This window comes from Conchiformibius kuhniae DSM 17694 (assembly GCF_000428785.1).
Classification (GTDB): Bacteria; Pseudomonadota; Gammaproteobacteria; order Burkholderiales; family Neisseriaceae; genus Conchiformibius; species Conchiformibius kuhniae.
This window is the reverse complement of sequence record NZ_AUAP01000001.1, coordinates 1-17,658: the sequence shown is the minus strand read 5'-3', so window position 1 is coordinate 17,658 and position 17,658 is coordinate 1. Positions and strand designations below refer to the sequence as shown.

At 54.1% G+C, this 17,658-nt stretch carries 22 protein-coding genes; 20 read left to right on the top strand and 2 right to left on the bottom strand.

Features of this window, described 5'->3' with window-relative positions; translation table 11 throughout:
* Nucleotides 1–32: 32 nt before the first annotated feature.
* From G392_RS11595 to G392_RS0100040, 16 genes are all read left to right on the top strand, one after another.
* Nucleotides 33–311 (top strand): hypothetical protein, encoded by a 279-nt coding sequence (locus G392_RS11595; protein ID WP_034334088.1) that lies wholly within the window; start codon nucleotides 33–35, stop codon nucleotides 309–311.
* The gene (locus G392_RS0100115; protein ID WP_027008577.1) at nucleotides 308–622 is read left to right on the top strand and encodes a head-tail connector protein; all 315 of its coding nucleotides are present in this window, start codon (nucleotides 308–310) and stop codon (nucleotides 620–622) included. Before G392_RS11595 ends, G392_RS0100115 begins: the two co-directional genes overlap by 4 nt.
* 81 nt (nucleotides 623–703) lie before the next feature.
* Nucleotides 704–910 carry a hypothetical protein gene (locus G392_RS0100110; protein ID WP_027008576.1) on the top strand — a complete coding sequence of 69 codons (207 nt, stop codon included), beginning with the start codon at nucleotides 704–706 and terminating at the stop codon, nucleotides 908–910.
* The gene (locus G392_RS13185) at nucleotides 903–1,268 is read left to right on the top strand and encodes a type II toxin-antitoxin system VapC family toxin (RefSeq protein ID WP_084165875.1); all 366 of its coding nucleotides are present in this window, start codon (nucleotides 903–905) and stop codon (nucleotides 1,266–1,268) included. The genes G392_RS0100110 and G392_RS13185 overlap by 8 nt, the downstream gene beginning before the upstream one ends.
* A gap of 93 nt (nucleotides 1,269–1,361) precedes the next feature.
* A complete protein-coding gene (locus G392_RS13430; RefSeq protein ID WP_156900735.1) occupies nucleotides 1,362–2,147 on the top strand; it encodes a hypothetical protein in 786 nt (261 codons plus the stop codon).
* A 402-nt stretch (nucleotides 2,148–2,549) separates the two neighbouring features.
* A complete protein-coding gene (locus G392_RS12925) occupies nucleotides 2,550–3,752 on the top strand; it encodes a KilA-N domain-containing protein (RefSeq protein WP_084165874.1) in 1,203 nt (400 codons plus the stop codon).
* Between the two features lie 61 nt (nucleotides 3,753–3,813).
* Nucleotides 3,814–4,143, top strand: a complete 330-nt coding sequence (locus G392_RS12920; RefSeq protein ID WP_051255484.1) for a phage head closure protein — start codon at nucleotides 3,814–3,816, stop codon at nucleotides 4,141–4,143.
* A 149-nt stretch (nucleotides 4,144–4,292) separates the two neighbouring features.
* A complete protein-coding gene (locus tag G392_RS0100080; RefSeq protein ID WP_027008572.1) occupies nucleotides 4,293–4,760 on the top strand; it encodes an HK97-gp10 family putative phage morphogenesis protein in 468 nt (155 codons plus the stop codon).
* Nucleotides 4,753–5,103: a tail completion protein gp17 gene (gene gp17 / locus G392_RS0100075; protein ID WP_027008571.1), complete on the top strand. Its 351-nt coding sequence runs from the start codon at nucleotides 4,753–4,755 to the stop codon at nucleotides 5,101–5,103. The genes G392_RS0100080 and gp17 overlap by 8 nt, the downstream gene beginning before the upstream one ends.
* Nucleotides 5,096–5,263 (top strand): hypothetical protein, encoded by a 168-nt coding sequence (locus G392_RS13425; RefSeq protein WP_156900734.1) that lies wholly within the window; start codon nucleotides 5,096–5,098, stop codon nucleotides 5,261–5,263. Before gp17 ends, G392_RS13425 begins: the two co-directional genes overlap by 8 nt.
* A 44-nt stretch (nucleotides 5,264–5,307) precedes the next feature.
* Entirely contained in the window at nucleotides 5,308–5,949 is a 642-nt protein-coding gene (locus G392_RS0100065; protein ID WP_027008570.1) for a phage tail protein, read from the top strand.
* Nucleotides 5,950–6,016: 67 nt separating this feature from the next.
* The gene (locus tag G392_RS0100060) at nucleotides 6,017–6,334 is read left to right on the top strand and encodes a phage tail assembly chaperone (protein WP_027008569.1); all 318 of its coding nucleotides are present in this window, start codon (nucleotides 6,017–6,019) and stop codon (nucleotides 6,332–6,334) included.
* A 17-nt stretch (nucleotides 6,335–6,351) separates the two neighbouring features.
* Entirely contained in the window at nucleotides 6,352–6,657 is a 306-nt protein-coding gene (locus tag G392_RS0100055; RefSeq protein WP_169718717.1) for a DUF1799 domain-containing protein, read from the top strand.
* Entirely contained in the window at nucleotides 6,647–10,042 is a 3,396-nt protein-coding gene (locus tag G392_RS11580) for a phage tail length tape measure family protein (protein ID WP_051255482.1), read from the top strand. Before G392_RS0100055 ends, G392_RS11580 begins: the two co-directional genes overlap by 11 nt.
* A 3-nt stretch (nucleotides 10,043–10,045) precedes the next feature.
* Nucleotides 10,046–10,378 (top strand): phage tail protein, encoded by a 333-nt coding sequence (locus tag G392_RS0100045; protein WP_051255481.1) that lies wholly within the window; start codon nucleotides 10,046–10,048, stop codon nucleotides 10,376–10,378.
* Nucleotides 10,379–10,380: 2 nt separating this feature from the next.
* Nucleotides 10,381–11,082, top strand: a complete 702-nt coding sequence (locus tag G392_RS0100040) for a phage minor tail protein L (protein WP_027008566.1) — start codon at nucleotides 10,381–10,383, stop codon at nucleotides 11,080–11,082.
* Here the strand turns inward: G392_RS0100040 and G392_RS12915 are convergent.
* Entirely contained in the window at nucleotides 11,057–11,635 is a 579-nt protein-coding gene (locus tag G392_RS12915) for a hypothetical protein (protein ID WP_156900733.1), read from the bottom strand. The two genes, G392_RS0100040 and G392_RS12915, sit on opposite strands and share 26 nt — an antisense overlap.
* Here G392_RS12915 and G392_RS0100030 point away from each other — a divergent pair.
* Nucleotides 11,634–11,996 (top strand): hypothetical protein, encoded by a 363-nt coding sequence (locus G392_RS0100030; protein ID WP_156900732.1) that lies wholly within the window; start codon nucleotides 11,634–11,636, stop codon nucleotides 11,994–11,996. The two genes, G392_RS12915 and G392_RS0100030, sit on opposite strands and share 2 nt — an antisense overlap.
* On the top strand, nucleotides 11,993–12,733 hold the full coding sequence (locus tag G392_RS0100025; RefSeq protein ID WP_034334087.1) for a C40 family peptidase: 741 nt from the start codon (nucleotides 11,993–11,995) through the stop codon (nucleotides 12,731–12,733). The genes G392_RS0100030 and G392_RS0100025 overlap by 4 nt, the downstream gene beginning before the upstream one ends.
* Here G392_RS0100025 and G392_RS0100020 read toward each other — a convergent pair.
* Nucleotides 12,716–13,012 (bottom strand): hypothetical protein, encoded by a 297-nt coding sequence (locus G392_RS0100020; protein ID WP_245571891.1) that lies wholly within the window; start codon nucleotides 13,010–13,012, stop codon nucleotides 12,716–12,718. The genes G392_RS0100025 and G392_RS0100020 overlap by 18 nt on opposite strands.
* A 231-nt stretch (nucleotides 13,013–13,243) precedes the next feature.
* Here G392_RS0100020 and G392_RS0100015 point away from each other — a divergent pair, with 231 nt between their 5' ends.
* Together G392_RS0100015 and G392_RS11570 are read left to right on the top strand one after the other, a co-directional pair.
* Nucleotides 13,244–13,978, top strand: a complete 735-nt coding sequence (locus G392_RS0100015; RefSeq protein ID WP_027008562.1) for a tail assembly protein — start codon at nucleotides 13,244–13,246, stop codon at nucleotides 13,976–13,978.
* A gap of 3 nt (nucleotides 13,979–13,981) precedes the next feature.
* The coding region (locus G392_RS11570) for a TipJ family phage tail tip protein (RefSeq protein ID WP_051255478.1) at nucleotides 13,982–17,658 on the top strand (3,677 nt) is incomplete at its 3' end.

Here is a 17,658-nt window from a genome sequence, read left to right as displayed (position 1 = left end):
GGTTTCAGGCAGCCTGACAAGGAAAAAACAAGATGAAACTGATTAAACCCTTTTACGGCGTGCCTGACGGCGCGTTTTACCCCGTCCACTATCAAAAGGGCGATGAATGTCCGCCCGAATTGGAAGAAGCCGCCCGTGAGGCAGGCTGCCTGAAAGACGGTAAAAAGTCCAAATCTGATATGCCGCCCGCGCCCAACACGCCGCCCGCAGATGAGAGTACCCCGCCCGCAGACAATAACGGCAACAACACAAATAACCCGCCTGCCGAAAACAACGGTAATGGCGAAAATCCCCCTGCGGACGGCACATGATTGCGCTGGAACTGGCAAAGCTGCACGCCCGCATAGACGGCGATGAAGAAGACACGCTGTTGCAACTGCTGTTGGACGGCGCGGTAGAACATTGCCGCGCCTATCTGAACTGTCCGCTTTATACGGACGAGCAGGAACGGGCAGCGGGCGAAGCGGCAGGAGAAACGGACGGCGTATTGCTCAACCGCGATATTCAAACCGCCATATTGCTGGTTTTTTCGTGGCGGTACGCCCACCGCGAAGACAGCGCCGAGCGTCCGCTTGCTGCCGAAAGGCTGCTGGACAAATACCGCAAACGGGCGGGCGTGTGAAACGGTCATTTTACTATGGGCTTTTGAATATGGTATGATTTCCTGAAGTTGGAACAATATGCAAAACAAAAGGATAATATCATGATTACTTTGGATTTGCCGCTTAACGTAGAGCGTGCCGTCATCACACAGGCGCAACAGGCGGGCATGAGCTTGGAGCATTATCTGCTCCAACACATCAGCACGCTGGTACAACCGCCCAGCGTGGCGCAATTTGTGCAAGGCAAACGTTTGGAAAGTTTCGGCAACGACCCCGTGGCCGTGCAGAAAGCCCTGCGCGATGAGTAAATATTTGCTGGACACCTGTTTTATTTTGGGCTTGTACAACCAAAACGAACAGGCAATCAAATTGATGCGGAATGTGCCGTTTGCGGAATGCTGCGTGAGCGTGGTAAACCGGATTGAATTATTGGGATACCACGACATCACGCCCTGCGATGAGCAGGAACTGACGGCTTTTTTAAGCCAAGTCCGCCATTTGGAAATGGACAAACCCGTGCAAAACAAGGCGGTTGAATTGCGAAAGCGCCATAAAATCAAATTGGCGGACAATATCGTGTTGGCAACGGCTTTGGTACATGGACTGACCTTGCTGACTTTGGATAACGGCTTAAATAATAAGTTTTTGATTGAACGGGAAAGATGATTTTCAGAAGCCGCCGCAGGGCGGTTTTGGTTTGAGTTTTTGTTAAAACGGCTTTACAATATTTTGCTTTAAATTTGACGGAATTTGAAGCAAATGAAACGACTTTGGTTAATTGGAATTTTATTTTTTAGTGGGCAATTTTTATTTGCTCATAATGGTACTAGTATAACTACAGAAAAGCAAAGTATTGCCTTCAATATGCTGACTTGCATGGTAAGTAGCCAAAATTCTATGAGGGGGCAGGAACAATGTCGTAGAGAAGCTGCTGAAAGACTTGAACAAGTAGGTAGCAAATTGATAGAAAGTTTGGCGGATAGTGAAACCGATGTGTTGAAGTCCAGCAGTATCAGGAGAGATGCTAAAACTTTCAAAGATGCGATTCATCAATGTGGTTATTTTGTTTCTTTATATAAATCTGTTCCAGAACAATCCGCATGGATTGCCAAATGTAAATTAAGCCGCGCAAAAGAATTTGTTGAATATTTTGAAGACTTGCCTGATAGATACCCAAACCATGCTGTTTTAACGGAGCAAATAAAATATGAAATTGGCTTGGCAGACTGGAAAGATGGTCTTACCAAGACAGCAAAATTAAATAATCGTTTGTCTGATTCGGGGCAGGCAAAAATAGAAGTACCATCACAAGTAGCAAGTACATCGGTATTTAATAGTGATACTAATGTTGGTATACGCCTTGGAGAGAAAACAAGATGTATTGATTTCTACTATACGAAAAATGGGGAAAAACGTAGATGTCCTACACCTGTTGTTTATCAACCTGCATCTTCTTATAGTGGGTATGGCACTGTGCATGTACGTGGTTATTACCGTAAAGATGGAACGTATGTACGACCACATACCCGCTCCCGAAGACGTTAATTTTTGACTATTGACCGCCAAGCGCAAGCAAGGCGGTTTTTTCATGGTAGGCTGAAAGGCTTGCTTTTTTGTTAAGTGCTTGATTTTATTTCAGTGCTCAGATTTGTTCTCTGGAATAAAATCAACAATTTAACTTTTTTGATTGACACCAAAGCAAAGCATCGCTACCATTCCGATACGGCTCCAATCAGCCGTGCGGAATTGGCGTTCCGTTTTATCCAAAGGCTTCAAAGCCGCCGCGTGCGGTTCTTTTGTTGCATTTTAAGTTACCTGTTATGGGGAAGCTGGCGGAGTATCGCAAGATACGCCGTTACTTTGGAGCGGTACGCCAATCCGCCAGTTTGCCCGCCCTATTTGGTGTTAGGTCGGGATTTTCAACTAATCCAAAGAAAGTAACTTAAAATGAACACTCAAATTTCTGCAATCTGCATTGCCAACACCCAAATTCGTGAAGTAAACGGCTTGTATTCGCTGGCTGACCTGCATAAGGCAAGTGGAAACGCTTCCAAGAATAAACCGCTTAATTGGTTAAGAAGTCAAAAAACCATTGATTTTATTGATGAAATGACCAAGTCTCAAAAACGAGAAGTGGAACAGAAACAAGGAATTAGCAAAGAAGCAAAGCAAATTGTTTTAGATGATGAAGAAAGTCTGCGTGAACGCATCATCAAAACTGTAAATGGCGGCAAAAATCGCGGTACATTCGTTTGCAAAGAACTGGTGGTGCATTATGGCATGTGGATTAGCCCCGCCTTTTCCATTCAGGTTATCCAAACCTTTTTAAACAGCAAGCAATCCGCCGCACCGCAAGCTTCCGCCCTGCCGCCCGCCAATCCCTATGCCCTGACCGTAGAAGAACAGACTGAATTGCCCGCACCTTTAGCCGCGTATGTATACAAACTGGTGGGGAAACTGGCAAAACACAAGGGCGTGTCGCAACGTCAAATTGAGCAGCAACTGATTGAGAAAAAAGGGCGCGTCAATGAATCTTTTTTCAATCAGTCCAAATGGTTTTTTTTGCGTGCGGCGGAGTGGCTGCATGAAGAACTGGACAAGCTGCCTACGGTGGATTTTGGTGTCCGCCGCGATGATTTGCTCAATATTTTCAAACGTCAATGCGCCTACAAACGGGATTTTGAAAACTGGAACGACTACCAACTGGAAAGCTGGCTGGGTGAAAAATTTTTCCACAACCGCCAAAATGCCTATTTGAACTACCCCGTCAGTTTGGAAAGCGCAAGCTATGCACAGTTGGAAAAATTGGTAACTGCCATGAAACAGGTATTGGGCAATGATTTTAAATTGCTGGATTTGTCCTTGCAGCCGAAAGAAGCGGAAGCATTGCCGAGACTGCTGATTTCGGACGGCAGCATCGGACAGGTTTTGTTTAATTACGGTGCAAGAACACCGAATGACGGCGATGTGGCATTTGCTTTGCAGGATATGGCTTTGCTGCGCGGCACGTTTGACCATTTGACCTACATCAATTACGACAGCGACCGTTTGAGCAAAAAGGAAATGGCGCAAGTGGCGGAAGCGGGCAAGATTTTAAACGGCTTGTCCACCATGCTGATGGAAGCGGCTTCGGAAACTTTGAAGCATTAAATATTTGATTAAATAGTTAAGCACTCCGCACGGTTTGCCCTGCGGGGTGTGGGAGTGTGCCATGCTACACGCCGGAAACCTGACTTGCCGGATTGAAATCCGCCACCAAACCGAAAGCGAAGATGCCGCCGGTGCCACCGTCCGAAATTGGGCGGTTTTTTTTCGCCTGTGGGCGAGCATCCACCATGTCCGGCAAACCGGCGGCGTGGAAAGCATACAGGCGGGCAAGCTGTCCGAATCGCCGCATATCACCGTGCGCGTGCGCTTTACCGAGCGCATCAACCACAGTATGCGCGTGCATTATCGCGGTGCGGTTTACAATATTTTGACCGTGCAGCCCGATTATTTAAAACGCGAATACACCGAATTATTGTGCGAAAAAACGGAGTGATGCCATGATTAGCCTGTTTCAACTCACAGGGGTACACATAAAGCACAGTTCTATGTGTTGCCCTGATTCCGGATGGAGTTACGCTCCATCCGAATAAAAGCTTATTTTACCACCTCAAACGGCGAGATTTTAAACCAAAAGGAACTTTGATGATTAACATGAAAGTGGATTTGTCGCCCGCGCTGGCGCAGTTGCGCGGCATGGGCGAGCGTGCCGAAAACAGCGTGCGCGAAGCGGCATTTAAAGGCGCGAAACTGGTTTTTGATGAAGCCCACCGCCGCGCTCCGCAAAGCAAAAAAGCGCACTGGTTTTACAGCCGCCGCCACAAAGACGACCAAGCGGGGGCAAAATACCTGTTCCGGCCCGGCAGCCTGAAAAAGTCCATCTACCTCAAACACCTTGACGAATTGCAAATCAAAGGCGAAAAAGAGGTTTATCAGATTTCGTGGCGCAAACGCTCGTCCGCCATCGGCTATGTGCCATACGCGCACATGGTGGAATACGGCACGGTGCGGCAGCCTGCCGCGCCTTTTGTCCGCCCTGCTTTTGATGCCAAAAAAGACGAAGCGCAGGCATTGATGTTGGAAACGGTGATGCGGGCGGTGCAAAATGCTTGAACGAAAATTGATTGCCGCCGTCAAAGCCGCCCGCGCCGATGCCAAAGTTTATCACGACTTTGCGCCCGAAGAAGCCAAGCCGCCGTTTGTGCTGCTGGCGCGTGTCGGCGGTGCGGGACGGCCTTATTTGGGTGGTGATGCCGCCGCCGAAGTGCGCGTCCAAATCAGCGCGTGGGCGGCGGAACGTTTGGCGGCGGTGGAGCTGTCGCAACAAATTGAAACTGCCTTGTACGCCCTGCCCGAAGTATCGGCGGCGGGCGCGGCGGTGTCGGCGTTTGATGACGGCACAGGTTGGCGCGGCATGATGCAGGATTTTATCGTTTTGGAGCAGACAGATGTTTGATTTGGATAACGAAAGCCTGTTTTACATAGACCAGTGCTGCCGTTGGAACGCCCATTATTGGACGTTGTGGGAGAAGCGCGATTGGCGGGCTTTGCACTGGGCCGAAACCGAAACCGCCAATTACCGCAAAATGCGGCAAATGGTTTTTCAGGCAGCCTGAACGGGCTGCTTTTTTATGGATTTTTTAAACAAGAAAGGCTTGTTATGGCTTCCAAATTTCCGGACGGCGCAACCGTTCATATTGCATCGGCACTGGCGGCGGCAAAAAGCATTACTGCTCTGACCAATGCCAATCCGGCGGTAGCAACCAGTAATGCACACGGTTTGGCTAACGGTGATTTTATCGTGCTGGAATCAGGCTGGGGTGAATTGGACGGGCGTGTATTTAAGGTAACGTCTGCCGATGCCAACAGTTTCCGTTTGGACGGCATCAATACCACCGATACCAAACGTTATCCTGCGGGTGCGGGCATTGGTCGTTACCGCAAAATCAATACTTGGACGCAAATCCGCCAAATCGCCAATGTGCAGATGCAGGGCGGCGAACAGCAATACGGGCAGTTTTCGTACCTTGAAGAAAAGTTTGAACGGCAGATGCCGACCACGCGCTCCGCACGCAGCATTACTTTTACGATTGGCGATGACCCGTCTCTGGCAGGGTATAAAGCCGCTAAAGCCGCCGGCGAATCGGGTGAGCCGACTCCGATGCGGATTGATTTGGTCGGCGGCTCGCAAGTATTGTACAACGGCTATGCTTCGCTGGACGAAGTGCCGAGCTTGGAAAAAGGGCAGTTGATGACGGTATCGTTTGCTTATGCCCTAAACGGCGAGCCGACCCGTTATTAAACCCGTTTCAGGCAGCCCGTTTTCAGGCTGCCTGAAATCTTTTACGTTTTTTTAAAGGGAAAACATCATGGCAAAATTGAAATTGCAACCCAATCCCACCTTTAAAGTGCCTGTGGATATTCCCGTGCCGGGGCAGACGGAAGCCGAAACGGTGGTTTTGACCTGCAAAGCGCGTACCCGCAAGGAATTGAATGAATTTACCGAAAAAATGCCCGAATACGGCAGCGATGCCGCCATTTTGTCCGATATTGTAACCGGCTGGGATTTGGACGTGCCGTTTAACGACCAAAACCTTGAACTGTTGGCAGAAAACTATATCGGCTCGGCGGAATTGATAATCCACGCCTATCTGCGCGAACACACCAAAGCCGCGCAAAAAAACTAACCGCCGCAGCCCGCGCCTTGTACGAACCTGCCGCCGACGCTGACCATCTGGCGGCGTTTGGTTTGAGTGAAGCCGATTTTTCCGAACAGTCTGTTTGTGAAATATGGGCGGAACATTGGGAAGCCGTAATGCTGTTTATCGACTGCGAAACGCAATGGCGCATCGGCATGGGCGGCATCATCGGTTTGGATTACACCGCCGTCAAAACCCTGCTGGAAATCCGCCAAATCCCACCCGACCAATGGGCGGAGTTTTTGGAAAATATCCAAATCATGGAAGCGGCGGCATTAAATGTGATTTGGGAGCGTAATAATGGCAAATGAAAGTATTGTCCGCATCGGCGCGGACGTGGGCGGCTTGCAGCAAGGTTTGCAGCAAGGCGAGCGCAGCCTGCAACATTTCGGGCAAACCGCCGAACAAACGGGTAACCGCGCCGCAGGCAGCCTGAACCGCACCGGCGAAGCCGCCGCCCGCAACGCCCAATCGCAGGAACGCGCCGCCCGCAGCATTGAGCGGACTTTGCAACGGCAAATCGCCCTGTTGGAAGCGGGCGAGCGCGGCAGCCGCCAATATTACGAAAGTTTGGCACGACAGCGTGGGCTGAACGCGGCACGGTTTGAGCCGATGCTGCAACAGCTTGACCGCGCCCGCAAACTCACCCATCAAAACACCATCAGCATCGGGCAGTACAACGCCGCGCTGCGTACCGTCCCCATGCAGATGACGGATATTGTTACCCAGCTTGCGGGCGGGCAAAATCCGTTTTTAATCTTGCTGCAACAGGGCGGACAGTTGCGCGACAGCTTCGGCGGATTTAAAAATATGTTTCGCGGCATCGCTTCCACCATCAGCCCGTTCAAGCTGGCAGTGGGCGGCGGCGCGGCGGCAGTCGGTGGCTTGGCTTATGCCATGTATCAGGGCGGCAAAGAAAGCCGCGCATACCAAAACGCCCTGACTTTGGCGGGCGATACCGCAGGCATCACTTCCGGACGTTTACAACAAATGGCCGAAAGTGTCGGCCGCAGCACCGGCAACTGGGCGCAAGCCCGCGAAGCCGCGCTGGAATTTAGCAAAATCGGCAATATTGCCGCCGAAGATTACACCCGTTTCGGCGAATCGGTTACGCTGATGTCGGAAGCCACGGGGCGCAGCGTGGCGGATTTGGTGGGCGAATACAAAAAAATCGGCGATGACCCCGTGAAAGCGGTGGTGGAATTGTCGGGCAAATACAAATCCATGACCGCCGAAGTGTACGCCCAAGCCGCCGCACTGAAAGAACAGGGGCGCGAGCAGGAAGCCGTGCGCCTTATCCAGCAAAAATACGCCGATGAATCGGCGGATATGGCGCGGAAAGTTACCGAAAATTTGGGGCTGATTGAAAGCGCGTGGAAAAAAATCGGCGATACGGCATCATGGGTTTGGCAGGAAATGAAATCCATCGGTGCGGAGCCGACTTTGGAAAAACAGCTTGCGCTGCTGGAACACGAAATCAAGCTGGAAGAAAACCGTCCTTTCCCGAACCCGAATATTTTAAGCCGCCTGTATCAGCAGCGTGCGGAAACGGCGCGGCAGAAAGAGCGGGCGGACTTTGCGGCGGAGCGCAAGCAGCAAAAAGCGCAAGCCGAAAAAGACGGTGTAACCGCTATGGACGCATTGCGGCGCGGCGCAGAAGCTGCCTTGCCTACGGTGCAGAAACTACGCAAAGAATTATCTGTTGTAGATGAAAACTTGGCAAAAGTTCGTGCCACAGGTAATAAACAAGCCATTGCCCAAGCCGAAGCCGATGCCAAAATCCAAAAAGCGGATATTCAAGCCCGCCTTGCCGAAGCGCAAGAACGCGCCAAAAAATCCGCCTTCCGCGAAACGCGCGGCAGCCGTTTTGCCTTTCCGACTACCGCCGCAGGGCTGCGCCTGAAAGCGGGGGCGGAAGCGGGCGGCAAAGCGCACGGCGGCACTTACGCGATGGCGCACGCTTTTCAAAAGCTGCTTGGCAACAATATGATACGCTTTGGCGCAATCAATGACCGTTACCATATCGGCAAAGCCAGCAAACACAATCAGGGTTTGGCGTTTGATGCCACGCCCGCCGCGCACCTGTCTGCCGCGCAACGCGCCGCCGTGCCGAAGCAAATCAAAGCCTATTTGCAAGAATTGGGTTTTGCGGACGGCAAAGATTTCCGCATTAAATTTGAAAAATCGGGGCAGCGCAATAAAAACGGCACGGTTTCCACCGGCGACCATTGGCATTTTCAATCGCAAAACGCGCTGTCTGCGGCGCGTTTCGCACGCGGCGCGGACGGGCAGGCGAAAGCCTTTGCCAGCATGGGCTTGTATAAGGATTTGGCTGCGCCGAAAAAATCCGATTACGAGCAATACACCGAAACCTTTGCCGACAAGCTGCGCCGCCTGAAGCTGGAAAGCGAATTGCGGGCGAAAAATCCGTTTGGCAGTATTGAAAACGAGCTGGCTTTACGCAGCCGCCGCGAATACGGCACTTGGACGGCGGAGCAGCAGCAAGGCGAGCTGGCGAAAGCCCGCGCCGCCGACCAAGAAGCCACCCAAGCCAAACTCACCGCGTTGGCGCAAGAACATTTGGCAACCCAGCAGAAAAAGCTGGATTTGGTCGGCAAAACCACCGAAGCGGAACGTCTGCAGTACGAATTGGAATCAGGCAGCCTGAAACACCTGCTGCCCGAAGCCAAAGCGCAACTGCTCACTTTGCAACAGCAGATTGATGCCCGCCAAAAACAGTTTGAAGCCGACAAGCAGGCATCGGAACTGATTGACAAACTGGCACAGCAAACGCAAAACAGCTTTAATCAAAAACTGTTTGAATTGTCGTTGGCAGGCAAAACCAAAGACGAAATCGCCAAACTCACCCTTGCCCGCGAATACGATATGCACATCATGCAGGCCATCGCGGCGGGCGCGTCTGCCGAGTATGTGGACGGTTTGCGCCAGCAAAAAGATGCCGCCGAACAAGCCCGCCGCGTGCTGGCTGAAAAACAGGCCGTCTATGACAAAGATTGGCTGGGCGGCATCAATGACGGCGTGTCGCAATATATGGCGCGTTTCGGCACGATGCGCGAACAGGTAACGGGTTTGGTGGCCGACAGCGCGGGCAGAATGTCTGATGCACTGGCGGATTTTGTCGCCACCGGCAAAACGGATTTTCGCAGTTTTGCACAGTCCGTTTTGCAGGACATCAGCAAAATGACCGTGAAAATGGCGGTGTTTAACGCCATGAAATACGCGGGGCAGTCTATGGCGGGACAAGGCGGCTGGGTCGGTGCATTGGGCCGTGCGATGTCGGGCGGCTATTCACGCGGCGGCTACACGGGAGACGGCGGCAAATACGAACCCGCCGGCATTGTCCACAAAGGCGAATACGTCTTAAGCCAAGAAAACGTCCGACAGCTCGGCGGCGTAGCCGCGATTGAAGGGCTGCTGCACCGCGCCAAAGGTTATGCGGGCGGCGGTGCGGTGGGCGTGCCGCCCTCCCCTGCCCTGTTCAGGCGGCAGTCTGCGGCGGCGGGCGTACAGATTGCCGTAACCGTCCATGTGCACGGCGGAGACGGCGACACCGAAACCCAAGCCCGCAAAGGCGTGGAAGCGGCAATCCCCAAATTGATTGAATCTTTGGTAAAACAGGGAATTGCCAACGAATGCCGTCCCAATGGCGTAATTTATCAAACGGTAAGGGCTTAAAATATGGCAGAAAAACGCAAAGAAATCTTTCGCTGGCGCACCGCATCGGCAGAACACGCCGAAACGGTGCGTTTTGACGTGCGCGAAGTGCGGCTCGGCGACGGTTACAAACAAGTGCAACCGAAAGGCATTAACACCCGCCGCCGCATTTGGGCGGAAAGTGTGATGGGCAGCAAGGCAACGATAGACCAAATCGCTGCTTTTTTTGACCGTCATGAGGGGGTCAAATCGTTTATTTGGGCGTACAACGAAGCGGAAGTACGGGTGCAGGAATACGAGCGCAGAACGCAGGGCGGCATTGTGTGGGAAATCTCGTTTAAATTTGAGGAGGTTTGACGATGCAAAGCAAAATGTCAGCCGCGCTGTCGGAACTGGAACAAGACGCGCTGCTGGAACTGTGGGAAGTGGATTTGCGCCCTTTCGGTGGCGGATTGCTGCGCTTTTGCAATCATTTGAACGGCAAAGGGCAGGAATTTGTATTGTGGAAAGGGCAAAAGTATCAAAGCTATCCCATTCAAGGGGACGGTTTTGAACTGACGGCGCAAGGCGCGGGCAACCGCCCGAAACTCACCGTGTCCAACCTGTTCGGCTTGGTAACGGGACTGGCAGAGCGTCATAACAAACTGATTGGCGCAAAAGTTACCCGCCGCCAAACCTATGCCCGTTTTTTGGACGCGGGCAATTTTGACGGCGGCAATCCGCAGGCCGACCCGTTGCAGGAAGCGGTGTCGCAATTTGTGATTGAGCGGCTGTCGGCTTTGACGGCGGAAACGGCGCAGTTTGAATTGGCCGCGCCCGCCGAAGCCGATGGCGCGGTGATTCCCGCGCGGCTGATTTTGGCGGACGTGTGCTGCTGGCAGTATCGCGGCGAGGGCTGCGGCTATACGGGCAGACCCGTTGCCGATAAAGACGATATGCCGACAGACAATCCCGCCAAAGATGTGTGTTCGCGCACGCTGCGCGGCTGTCGGGCGCGGTTCGGGGCAACGGCGGTGCTGCCGATTGGGGCGTTTGTCAGTGCGGACAAGGTGGCAGGTTGATTTTTAATAGCTTTGTACTGTCCTGCGCCAATTTGCATAAAACCAGTGAAACCATCACTGCCAAAGTAATATGCGGCGGCTGTTCGGAATCATTCCATGCAGCCTGTACTTCCGCATTGCCGTCAGTGTCAAAAAAAGAAATTCCGTATTGTTGCTTGGGGTCATAAGTGTGAGCGATATAGCGGTGGAAAAGGTCTTTGGTACTCTGCAACAAGTCAGGGTCAATTTCCGCTTCTGTTCCGGAATGAGCAAGTTTGTTTCGGATTTTATTGATATTGCGAAATATCTTGCTTGCATATTCGGGCAGACCCAAATTATCGGCAATCGTGAGTTTGATACCGAAAGTCAGTTGCGTGCCGTGTAAAAAGTTTTCACGGTTGCAGGCGGCATAAATCCATGCGGTCAATATTTGTTCGGCAGTCAGGTGGGTGCGGAGTACCGAGCCGATAATATCGTCAGTTTGCATGGCGGTTTTAATCAAGCTGTCGGCGGATAAAATGTTTTTTTGCAAATGTTTGATGAATATTGAGGGATTAAATCGGATGGAAATCATGAAAATTCACTCTGTAAATGTTGTGTATGCAGGTAAGCATGAAGTATTGGTAACTTACCGGACCGATTGCGGCCAGTTTGAAACAGTATACCGAAATAACCGTTTGTCATGGGCGTTTGGCGCATTAGAGTATATGGATTTGCTGCCACAAAAATTATATGCCCAAGTGCATGATGATGTGAAAACAGAATCCGTCAAAATCACTTGGACACACCAACACATTAGAATGCAACTCCGCACGCAATACGGTTGTGCGGATATTCACTATAACCGCGAAAACGGCGAGCGGATTTGTGCGAACGGCAATTATGAAGCTGTCAGCGTTGCCCCGCCAACTTGCCTTGTGGAAATCCCATTATGATACTTGAACTTTCAGACAGCCTGAAACGGGCTATTTTATCCCACGCCGCTTTTTTCCCGAAACGGGAAATCTGCGGTTTTTTGGTTTTTGAGAACGGCGGCTTGGCTTACCGCCCCTGCCTGAATACCGCCGCCGACCCGCGCAAAAACTTTGAAATTGCGCCCGAAGATTGGCTGCATTACGGCGATGCGGTGCGGGCGGTGGTGCATTCGCATCCGGACGGCGAGCCGTTTTTATCGGGCGCGGACAGACAGGCACAGGTGGCAACGGCTTTGCCGTGGGTGCTGGCGGTACGCAGGCGTGTGCGCGTATTCCGTCCCGTGCCGCATTTGCGCGGGCGCGAATTTTTCTACGGCACGGCGGACTGCTACAGCCTGATTGCCGATGCCTACCATTTGGCGGGTATTGAATTGATTGCGGTGGAGCGGGGTGAGATGGACACGGACGCGGCGCAAAACCTGTTTGAAACCCTTGCACCGAAAGCGGGTTTTTACCGTGTACCGCTTACCTCTTTACGCGCGGGCGATGTGCTGCTGACCGCCCACAACGGCCATGCCAATCATGCCATGTTGTATTTGGGCGGCGGCGAAGTGCTGCACCATGCTTACGGGCAGTTGTCGCGCCGCGAACCCTACAGCGATTTTTGGCAACAACGGACGGCATCGGTGTGGCGGCATCGGGATTGGCGCGATGGCTGTATGGTTGCCGTGGGTAATGACTTAATCCATTGTGTTTAAATTGTGTTTTTCTGCGTATTCTTGCAGCGCGGCGGCTAATAAGGCGGTTTTGGATAAACCGCTTTGTTCGGCGGCGTGGTTAAGTAACTCGATGGTTTCTTTATGAAATTTGAAAGAACACAGCTTAACGCCGCGTTTTTCATCGGATTTTTTTTGGATTTGTGCTTGGGTTTGTGCCATGATTTTGTCCTTGCAAAAAAAGTGATTAAAGGGTATATTGTAAAGGCTAGCTTGTGAAGCTGAAGGGGTGGGCTGCCACCCAACCCCTTGTTTTACCACTATCTCATTTTGTTTGTCTTGTTTTAGTATGCGTTAGAACTAATGAGCAACAAGACAATCAGCAGTAACAGCTTCATTTTTTAGCCTTTCTTTGTTGCCCCCTGCTTCGGTAGGGGGTTTCCCGTATCGGCTTATCCGATGAATTGAATTATAGTACATACTATGATTTTCAGCAAGGATTTTCTACACAAAAAACCAATTATTTTTCTTTTTAATACATGGTCTTGAATTATGATTACCGTCCGTTTCCACGGCTGCCTGAAATCTTACGGCAGCCGTTTTGATTTACACGCCGACACGCCCGCAGAAGCCCTGCGGGCTTTGTTTTTGCAGATTGACGGTTTGAGGCAGATGGTGGCGGACGGGCATTTTCTCGTGCGCTTCAACGGCGCGGTTTTGTCCGCAGACGAAGCAGAACACCGTTTCAGGCAGCCTGCTGCTGGCGAACTGCATCTTGTGCCGCGCACCGCAGGCGCAGGACGTGCAGGACAGATTGTCGCCGGTGTCGTGCTGATAGCCTTTGCATGGTGGAATCCCTTTGGTTGGGCGGCGGGCGGCGCATTGCTGACGGGGATTACCAGCGCGGGCATCGGTTTGGTGGCGGGCGGTGTGGCGCAGATGCTGGCACGCCCGCCCAAAGCAGTGGAACGCACGGGCGTGGCGGCATCGCGCAACAGCGCATTCAGCAATTTGGACAATACGGCGGGGCAAGGTCAGCCCGTGCCTTTGGCGTATGGATTGGTTTACTGCGGCAGCCGCGTGGTGTCGCAGGGGATTGAAACGCGGCGCACCGGCGCGGACGCGCCCGCCGCCGACAACCCCACCGCCCGCGAAGTGAATATCCGTAAAACCTTTGTACGCGGCACGGCCGCCCTTGCACCCAACGGGCAGCCCTACCGCACCGATTTTGACAACGATTCCGTTCGCGCCCGTAACTATACGGCAGTTTTGATTGAAAAAGGATAGAATATGGGCGGCAAAAAAGAACAAGGCGCACACGTCCCCTACGAAGCCCCGAACAGCTTGAGCAGCGCACAAGTGCTGCGCGTGATTGACGCGGTGGCGGAGGGCGAACTGGCAGGCTTCGGCAACGGCGACGATGCGCCCTTAAAAAGCGTATTTTTTAACGATACGCCCGTACAAAACGCGGACGGCAGCTTTAATTTCAAAGGCGTGTCCGCGTTTTTCGTGCGCGGCACGCCCGACCAGCCCTATATTCCGGGCTTCGCCGCCACCGAGCGCACGGTAGCGGTCGGCGCGGCGGTCAAACGCCACGCGCCGGTCGTCCGCGCCGTAACCGCCGCGCAAACCGACCGTCTGCGCGTAACGGTGGGCGTGGAGCGTAATTTGGCGGTGCAGGACAACGGCGACACTTTGGCGGCAAACACCGAATTGGTGGTGGAGCTGGTGGGCGCAAACGGCGTTCAGGCAGCCCGCAGCGTGTTGTTCGGTGAAAAATCAAGCGGCGCGTATTATCAGGACGTGGAGTTTGACGCGCTGCCGCCCGTGCCGTTTAATCTGCGCGTGCGCCGCAACACGCCCGATTCCGACAGCGACCGCGTCATCAACAACACCTTTTTTGCGTCTTATGTGGAAATCACCGATATTAAACTGTCGTATCCGCATACCGCGCTGGCTGCCTTAAAAATTGACTCCGACCAGTTCGGCAACCAAATTCCGCGCCGCAATTATCTGTTGCGCGGCAAGCTGTTGCAAGTGCCGTCCAATTACGACCCCGAAACCCGCCAATATGCGGGCTTGTGGGACGGCAGTTTTAAAACCGCGTGGACGAATAATCCCGCGTGGGTGTTTTACGATTTGCTCACCAATCCGCGTTATTCCACATTGGCGCGGCGTTTGACGGCGGCGCAGATTGACAAATGGGCCTTGTATGAAATCGCCAAATACTGCGATGCGCCCGTGCCGGACGGTTTCGGCGGGCAAGAGCCGCGATTTGTCTGCAATGCCTACCTCACCGATGCGCGGCAGGCGGCGGACGTGTTGGCGGATTTGGCGGCGGCGTTTTGCGCTTTGCCGGTGTGGGACGGCCAACGCCTGTCGCTGCGTGCCGATACTGCCGCCGAACCGGTGGCGCAGTACGGCAATACGAATGTGGTGGACGGTGCGTTTGCCTATGCGGGCGCGGCACTCAAAGCCGTGCATACCGCCGTCCATGTCCGTTATGCCGACAAACACGATGGTTGGCGCATGAAAACCGAATACCTTGCCGATGATGCCGCCATCGCCCGTTACGGATTAAATATCAAGGCGGTAACGGCATTCGGCTGCGATTCGCGCGGTCAAGCCGTGCGTTTCGGCGAATGGCTGTTGCAAACCGAATTGCGCCAGCAGGATACGGTAACGTTTACCGTTGGGCGCGAGGGTTTGCGCCATTTGCCGCACGACATTATCCGCATCGCCGACAACGATTATGCGGGTGCGGACATCGGCGGGCGCGTCAAAGCGGTTTCAGGCAGCCTGATGACGCTTGACCGCGCCGTTACCGCATCGGCGGGACAAATCCTGCATTACGCGGCGGCGGACGGCAGCCTGAAAAACGTCCGCATTGCCGCGCAAACCGCGCCCGACACCCTGCGCGTGGAAACCGCCGCAGATGTGGCGGCAAACGCGGTGTGGGCGTTGGCGGGACAAGTCAAACCGCGTTTGTACCGAGCCTTGTCCGTGCGCGAAAACACGGAGGACGGCACTTACACCGTTACCGCCCTGCGCCACGACCCCGCCAAATACGCGGCGGTGGACGGCAGCGCGGCGTTTGAACGCACCACTTTGCACGGTCAAACGCCCGAATTGGGCGGCGGCGAAGTGCGCGGCGATAACGGCGCATTGGTTTTGACATGGGACGGCGGCGGCGCGGACGGCGATGTGTTGGCGTATGATGTCAAAATCTACCGCAACGGCAGCCTGTACCGCCACATTCCCGATGCGCCCGCCGCCGAAATCCGCTTGGAAAACCTGCCCGATGGCGACTACCGCGCCGATATCCGCGCCCGCAACGCACGCGGTGAGTGGTCGGTAACGCTGCAAAAGGCTTGGCGCATCCATTATGCCATCGAGGGACTGCGTGCCACCGGCAAAACCCTTGCCATTGAATTGGCGTGGAATTTGCCCGAAACCGTTACCGGCAAGGTGCAAACCGAACTGCGTTACGGCACACGCGCGGACTTTCAGGCAGCCTTGCCCTTGGCAAAGCTGCCTTATCCGCAAAACAGCTACACTCTGACCGGCGTGGCGGTAACGGATACTTATTATTTCTGGGCGCGGCTGGCTGATGCGGACGGGCGTGCGGGCGAGTGGACGGCGGCGGTGGTCGGACGTGCCGACCCGAACCCCGCGCCGATTGTGGCACAGATACGCGGCGCGGTGGAAAAAAGCAGCTTGAGCCAAGCCTTAATCAACCAACTCAAGGCGGACGACACCGCCGCCGAAAACCGCGCCAAAGCCGCAGCTTCGGCAGATGCCGCCAATAAAGTGGCGGCGGAAGCGCGCGCCCGTGCCGAAGCAGACCGCGCCGAAGCCCAAGCCCGCGCTGCCGCCCTGCAACAGGAAACACAGGCACGAACCGCCGAAATCCGCCGCGAAGCCGACAAACAAACGGCCGCATTGCGTGCCGAATCGGGCAGACTGAACACCGCCATCGCATCGGCAGCGCAAACCGCCCGCAGCGAATTGGCGGCACAAGTGGCGCAGCTTACCGCCAAAGACGGCGAACTCAAGCAGGCGCAAACCGCGCTGGACGGCAAAACCGCCGAATTGGTACGCACCGCGCAGCAGCTCGGCAACCGCATTACTGCCGCCGAAAGCGTCAATCGCGAACAGGCAAGCGCCATCCAAACCGTAACCGCCGCGCAAGGTCGCACCGCCGCCGCCGCCCTTGAAGCGGAAAAAACCGCCCGCGCCAACGGCGATGCCGCCGAAGCCCGCGCCCGCGAAACGCTGGCGGCAACGGTGGGGCAGCACGCCGCCGCGCTGACGGCGGAACGACAAGCACGGATAGACGGCGATGCGGCGAATACCCGCGAACTGAATGCCGCCAAAATCCGATTGGGCGCGGCGGAAAGCGGCATCGGCGAACTGCGGCAGACGGTTGCCAATGACCGCCAAGCGGCAGCCACCGCCGTCAGCGAACTGCGGGCATCATTCGGCAGGGCGGCGGGCGCAAACCTGCTGCCCAATGCCAGTTTGGACAACTGGACGGGCAATCCCGCCCTGCCTGTTGCTTGGTATGTGTACAACAACAACCGTACCGCCCAAGCGCACACCGTTACCCGCATTGACGGCGGCGCGGACAAATCCCGTGCCGTACGCATTTCGTGGCAGGGGCGCAACGGCAGCACCAAAGGCATTTATACCGTTGCTGCCCTATGGGAAAAAGGCGAATATTACATTTTGGCGGTGTGCGCCCGCGTCCCCGAAGGGCAGCCCGAAAACGGCAAAATCGTGCTGCACTACAGTAATTCCCCTGCATGGCAAAATGTTGATTATTTGGCACAACCGACCTTGTCGCACAACTGGCAATGGACGGTGATGAAAGCCCGCAAACCCGTACAAGATGGCGGCACATACAGCCAAATGTTTGTATCGGTGGACGGCAGCTACACGGGCGAAGCGGTGGAATATTGTCTGCC

Coding starts and splice junctions, on each gene's coding strand:
- G392_RS11580 (WP_051255482.1), top strand. CDS start 6,647: ATGGCAAATGAAAGTATTGTCCGCATCGGCGCGGACGTGGGCGGCTTG.
- gp17 (WP_027008571.1), top strand. CDS start 4,753: ATGCTTGAACGAAAATTGATTGCCGCCGTCAAAGCCGCCCGCGCCGAT.
- G392_RS11595 (WP_034334088.1), top strand. CDS start 33: ATGAAACTGATTAAACCCTTTTACGGCGTGCCTGACGGCGCGTTTTAC.
- G392_RS0100080 (WP_027008572.1), top strand. CDS start 4,293: ATGATTAACATGAAAGTGGATTTGTCGCCCGCGCTGGCGCAGTTGCGC.
- G392_RS13430 (WP_156900735.1), top strand. CDS start 1,362: ATGAAACGACTTTGGTTAATTGGAATTTTATTTTTTAGTGGGCAATTT.
- G392_RS0100025 (WP_034334087.1), top strand. CDS start 11,993: ATGATACTTGAACTTTCAGACAGCCTGAAACGGGCTATTTTATCCCAC.
- G392_RS0100060 (WP_027008569.1), top strand. CDS start 6,017: ATGGCAAAATTGAAATTGCAACCCAATCCCACCTTTAAAGTGCCTGTG.
- G392_RS13425 (WP_156900734.1), top strand. CDS start 5,096: ATGTTTGATTTGGATAACGAAAGCCTGTTTTACATAGACCAGTGCTGC.
- G392_RS12925 (WP_084165874.1), top strand. CDS start 2,550: ATGAACACTCAAATTTCTGCAATCTGCATTGCCAACACCCAAATTCGT.
- G392_RS13185 (WP_084165875.1), top strand. CDS start 903: ATGAGTAAATATTTGCTGGACACCTGTTTTATTTTGGGCTTGTACAAC.
- G392_RS12920 (WP_051255484.1), top strand. CDS start 3,814: ATGCTACACGCCGGAAACCTGACTTGCCGGATTGAAATCCGCCACCAA.
- G392_RS0100015 (WP_027008562.1), top strand. CDS start 13,244: ATGATTACCGTCCGTTTCCACGGCTGCCTGAAATCTTACGGCAGCCGT.
- G392_RS12915 (WP_156900733.1), bottom strand. CDS start 11,635: ATGATTTCCATCCGATTTAATCCCTCAATATTCATCAAACATTTGCAA.
- G392_RS0100065 (WP_027008570.1), top strand. CDS start 5,308: ATGGCTTCCAAATTTCCGGACGGCGCAACCGTTCATATTGCATCGGCA.
- G392_RS0100115 (WP_027008577.1), top strand. CDS start 308: ATGATTGCGCTGGAACTGGCAAAGCTGCACGCCCGCATAGACGGCGAT.
- G392_RS0100040 (WP_027008566.1), top strand. CDS start 10,381: ATGCAAAGCAAAATGTCAGCCGCGCTGTCGGAACTGGAACAAGACGCG.
- G392_RS0100030 (WP_156900732.1), top strand. CDS start 11,634: ATGAAAATTCACTCTGTAAATGTTGTGTATGCAGGTAAGCATGAAGTA.
- G392_RS0100045 (WP_051255481.1), top strand. CDS start 10,046: ATGGCAGAAAAACGCAAAGAAATCTTTCGCTGGCGCACCGCATCGGCA.
- G392_RS0100110 (WP_027008576.1), top strand. CDS start 704: ATGATTACTTTGGATTTGCCGCTTAACGTAGAGCGTGCCGTCATCACA.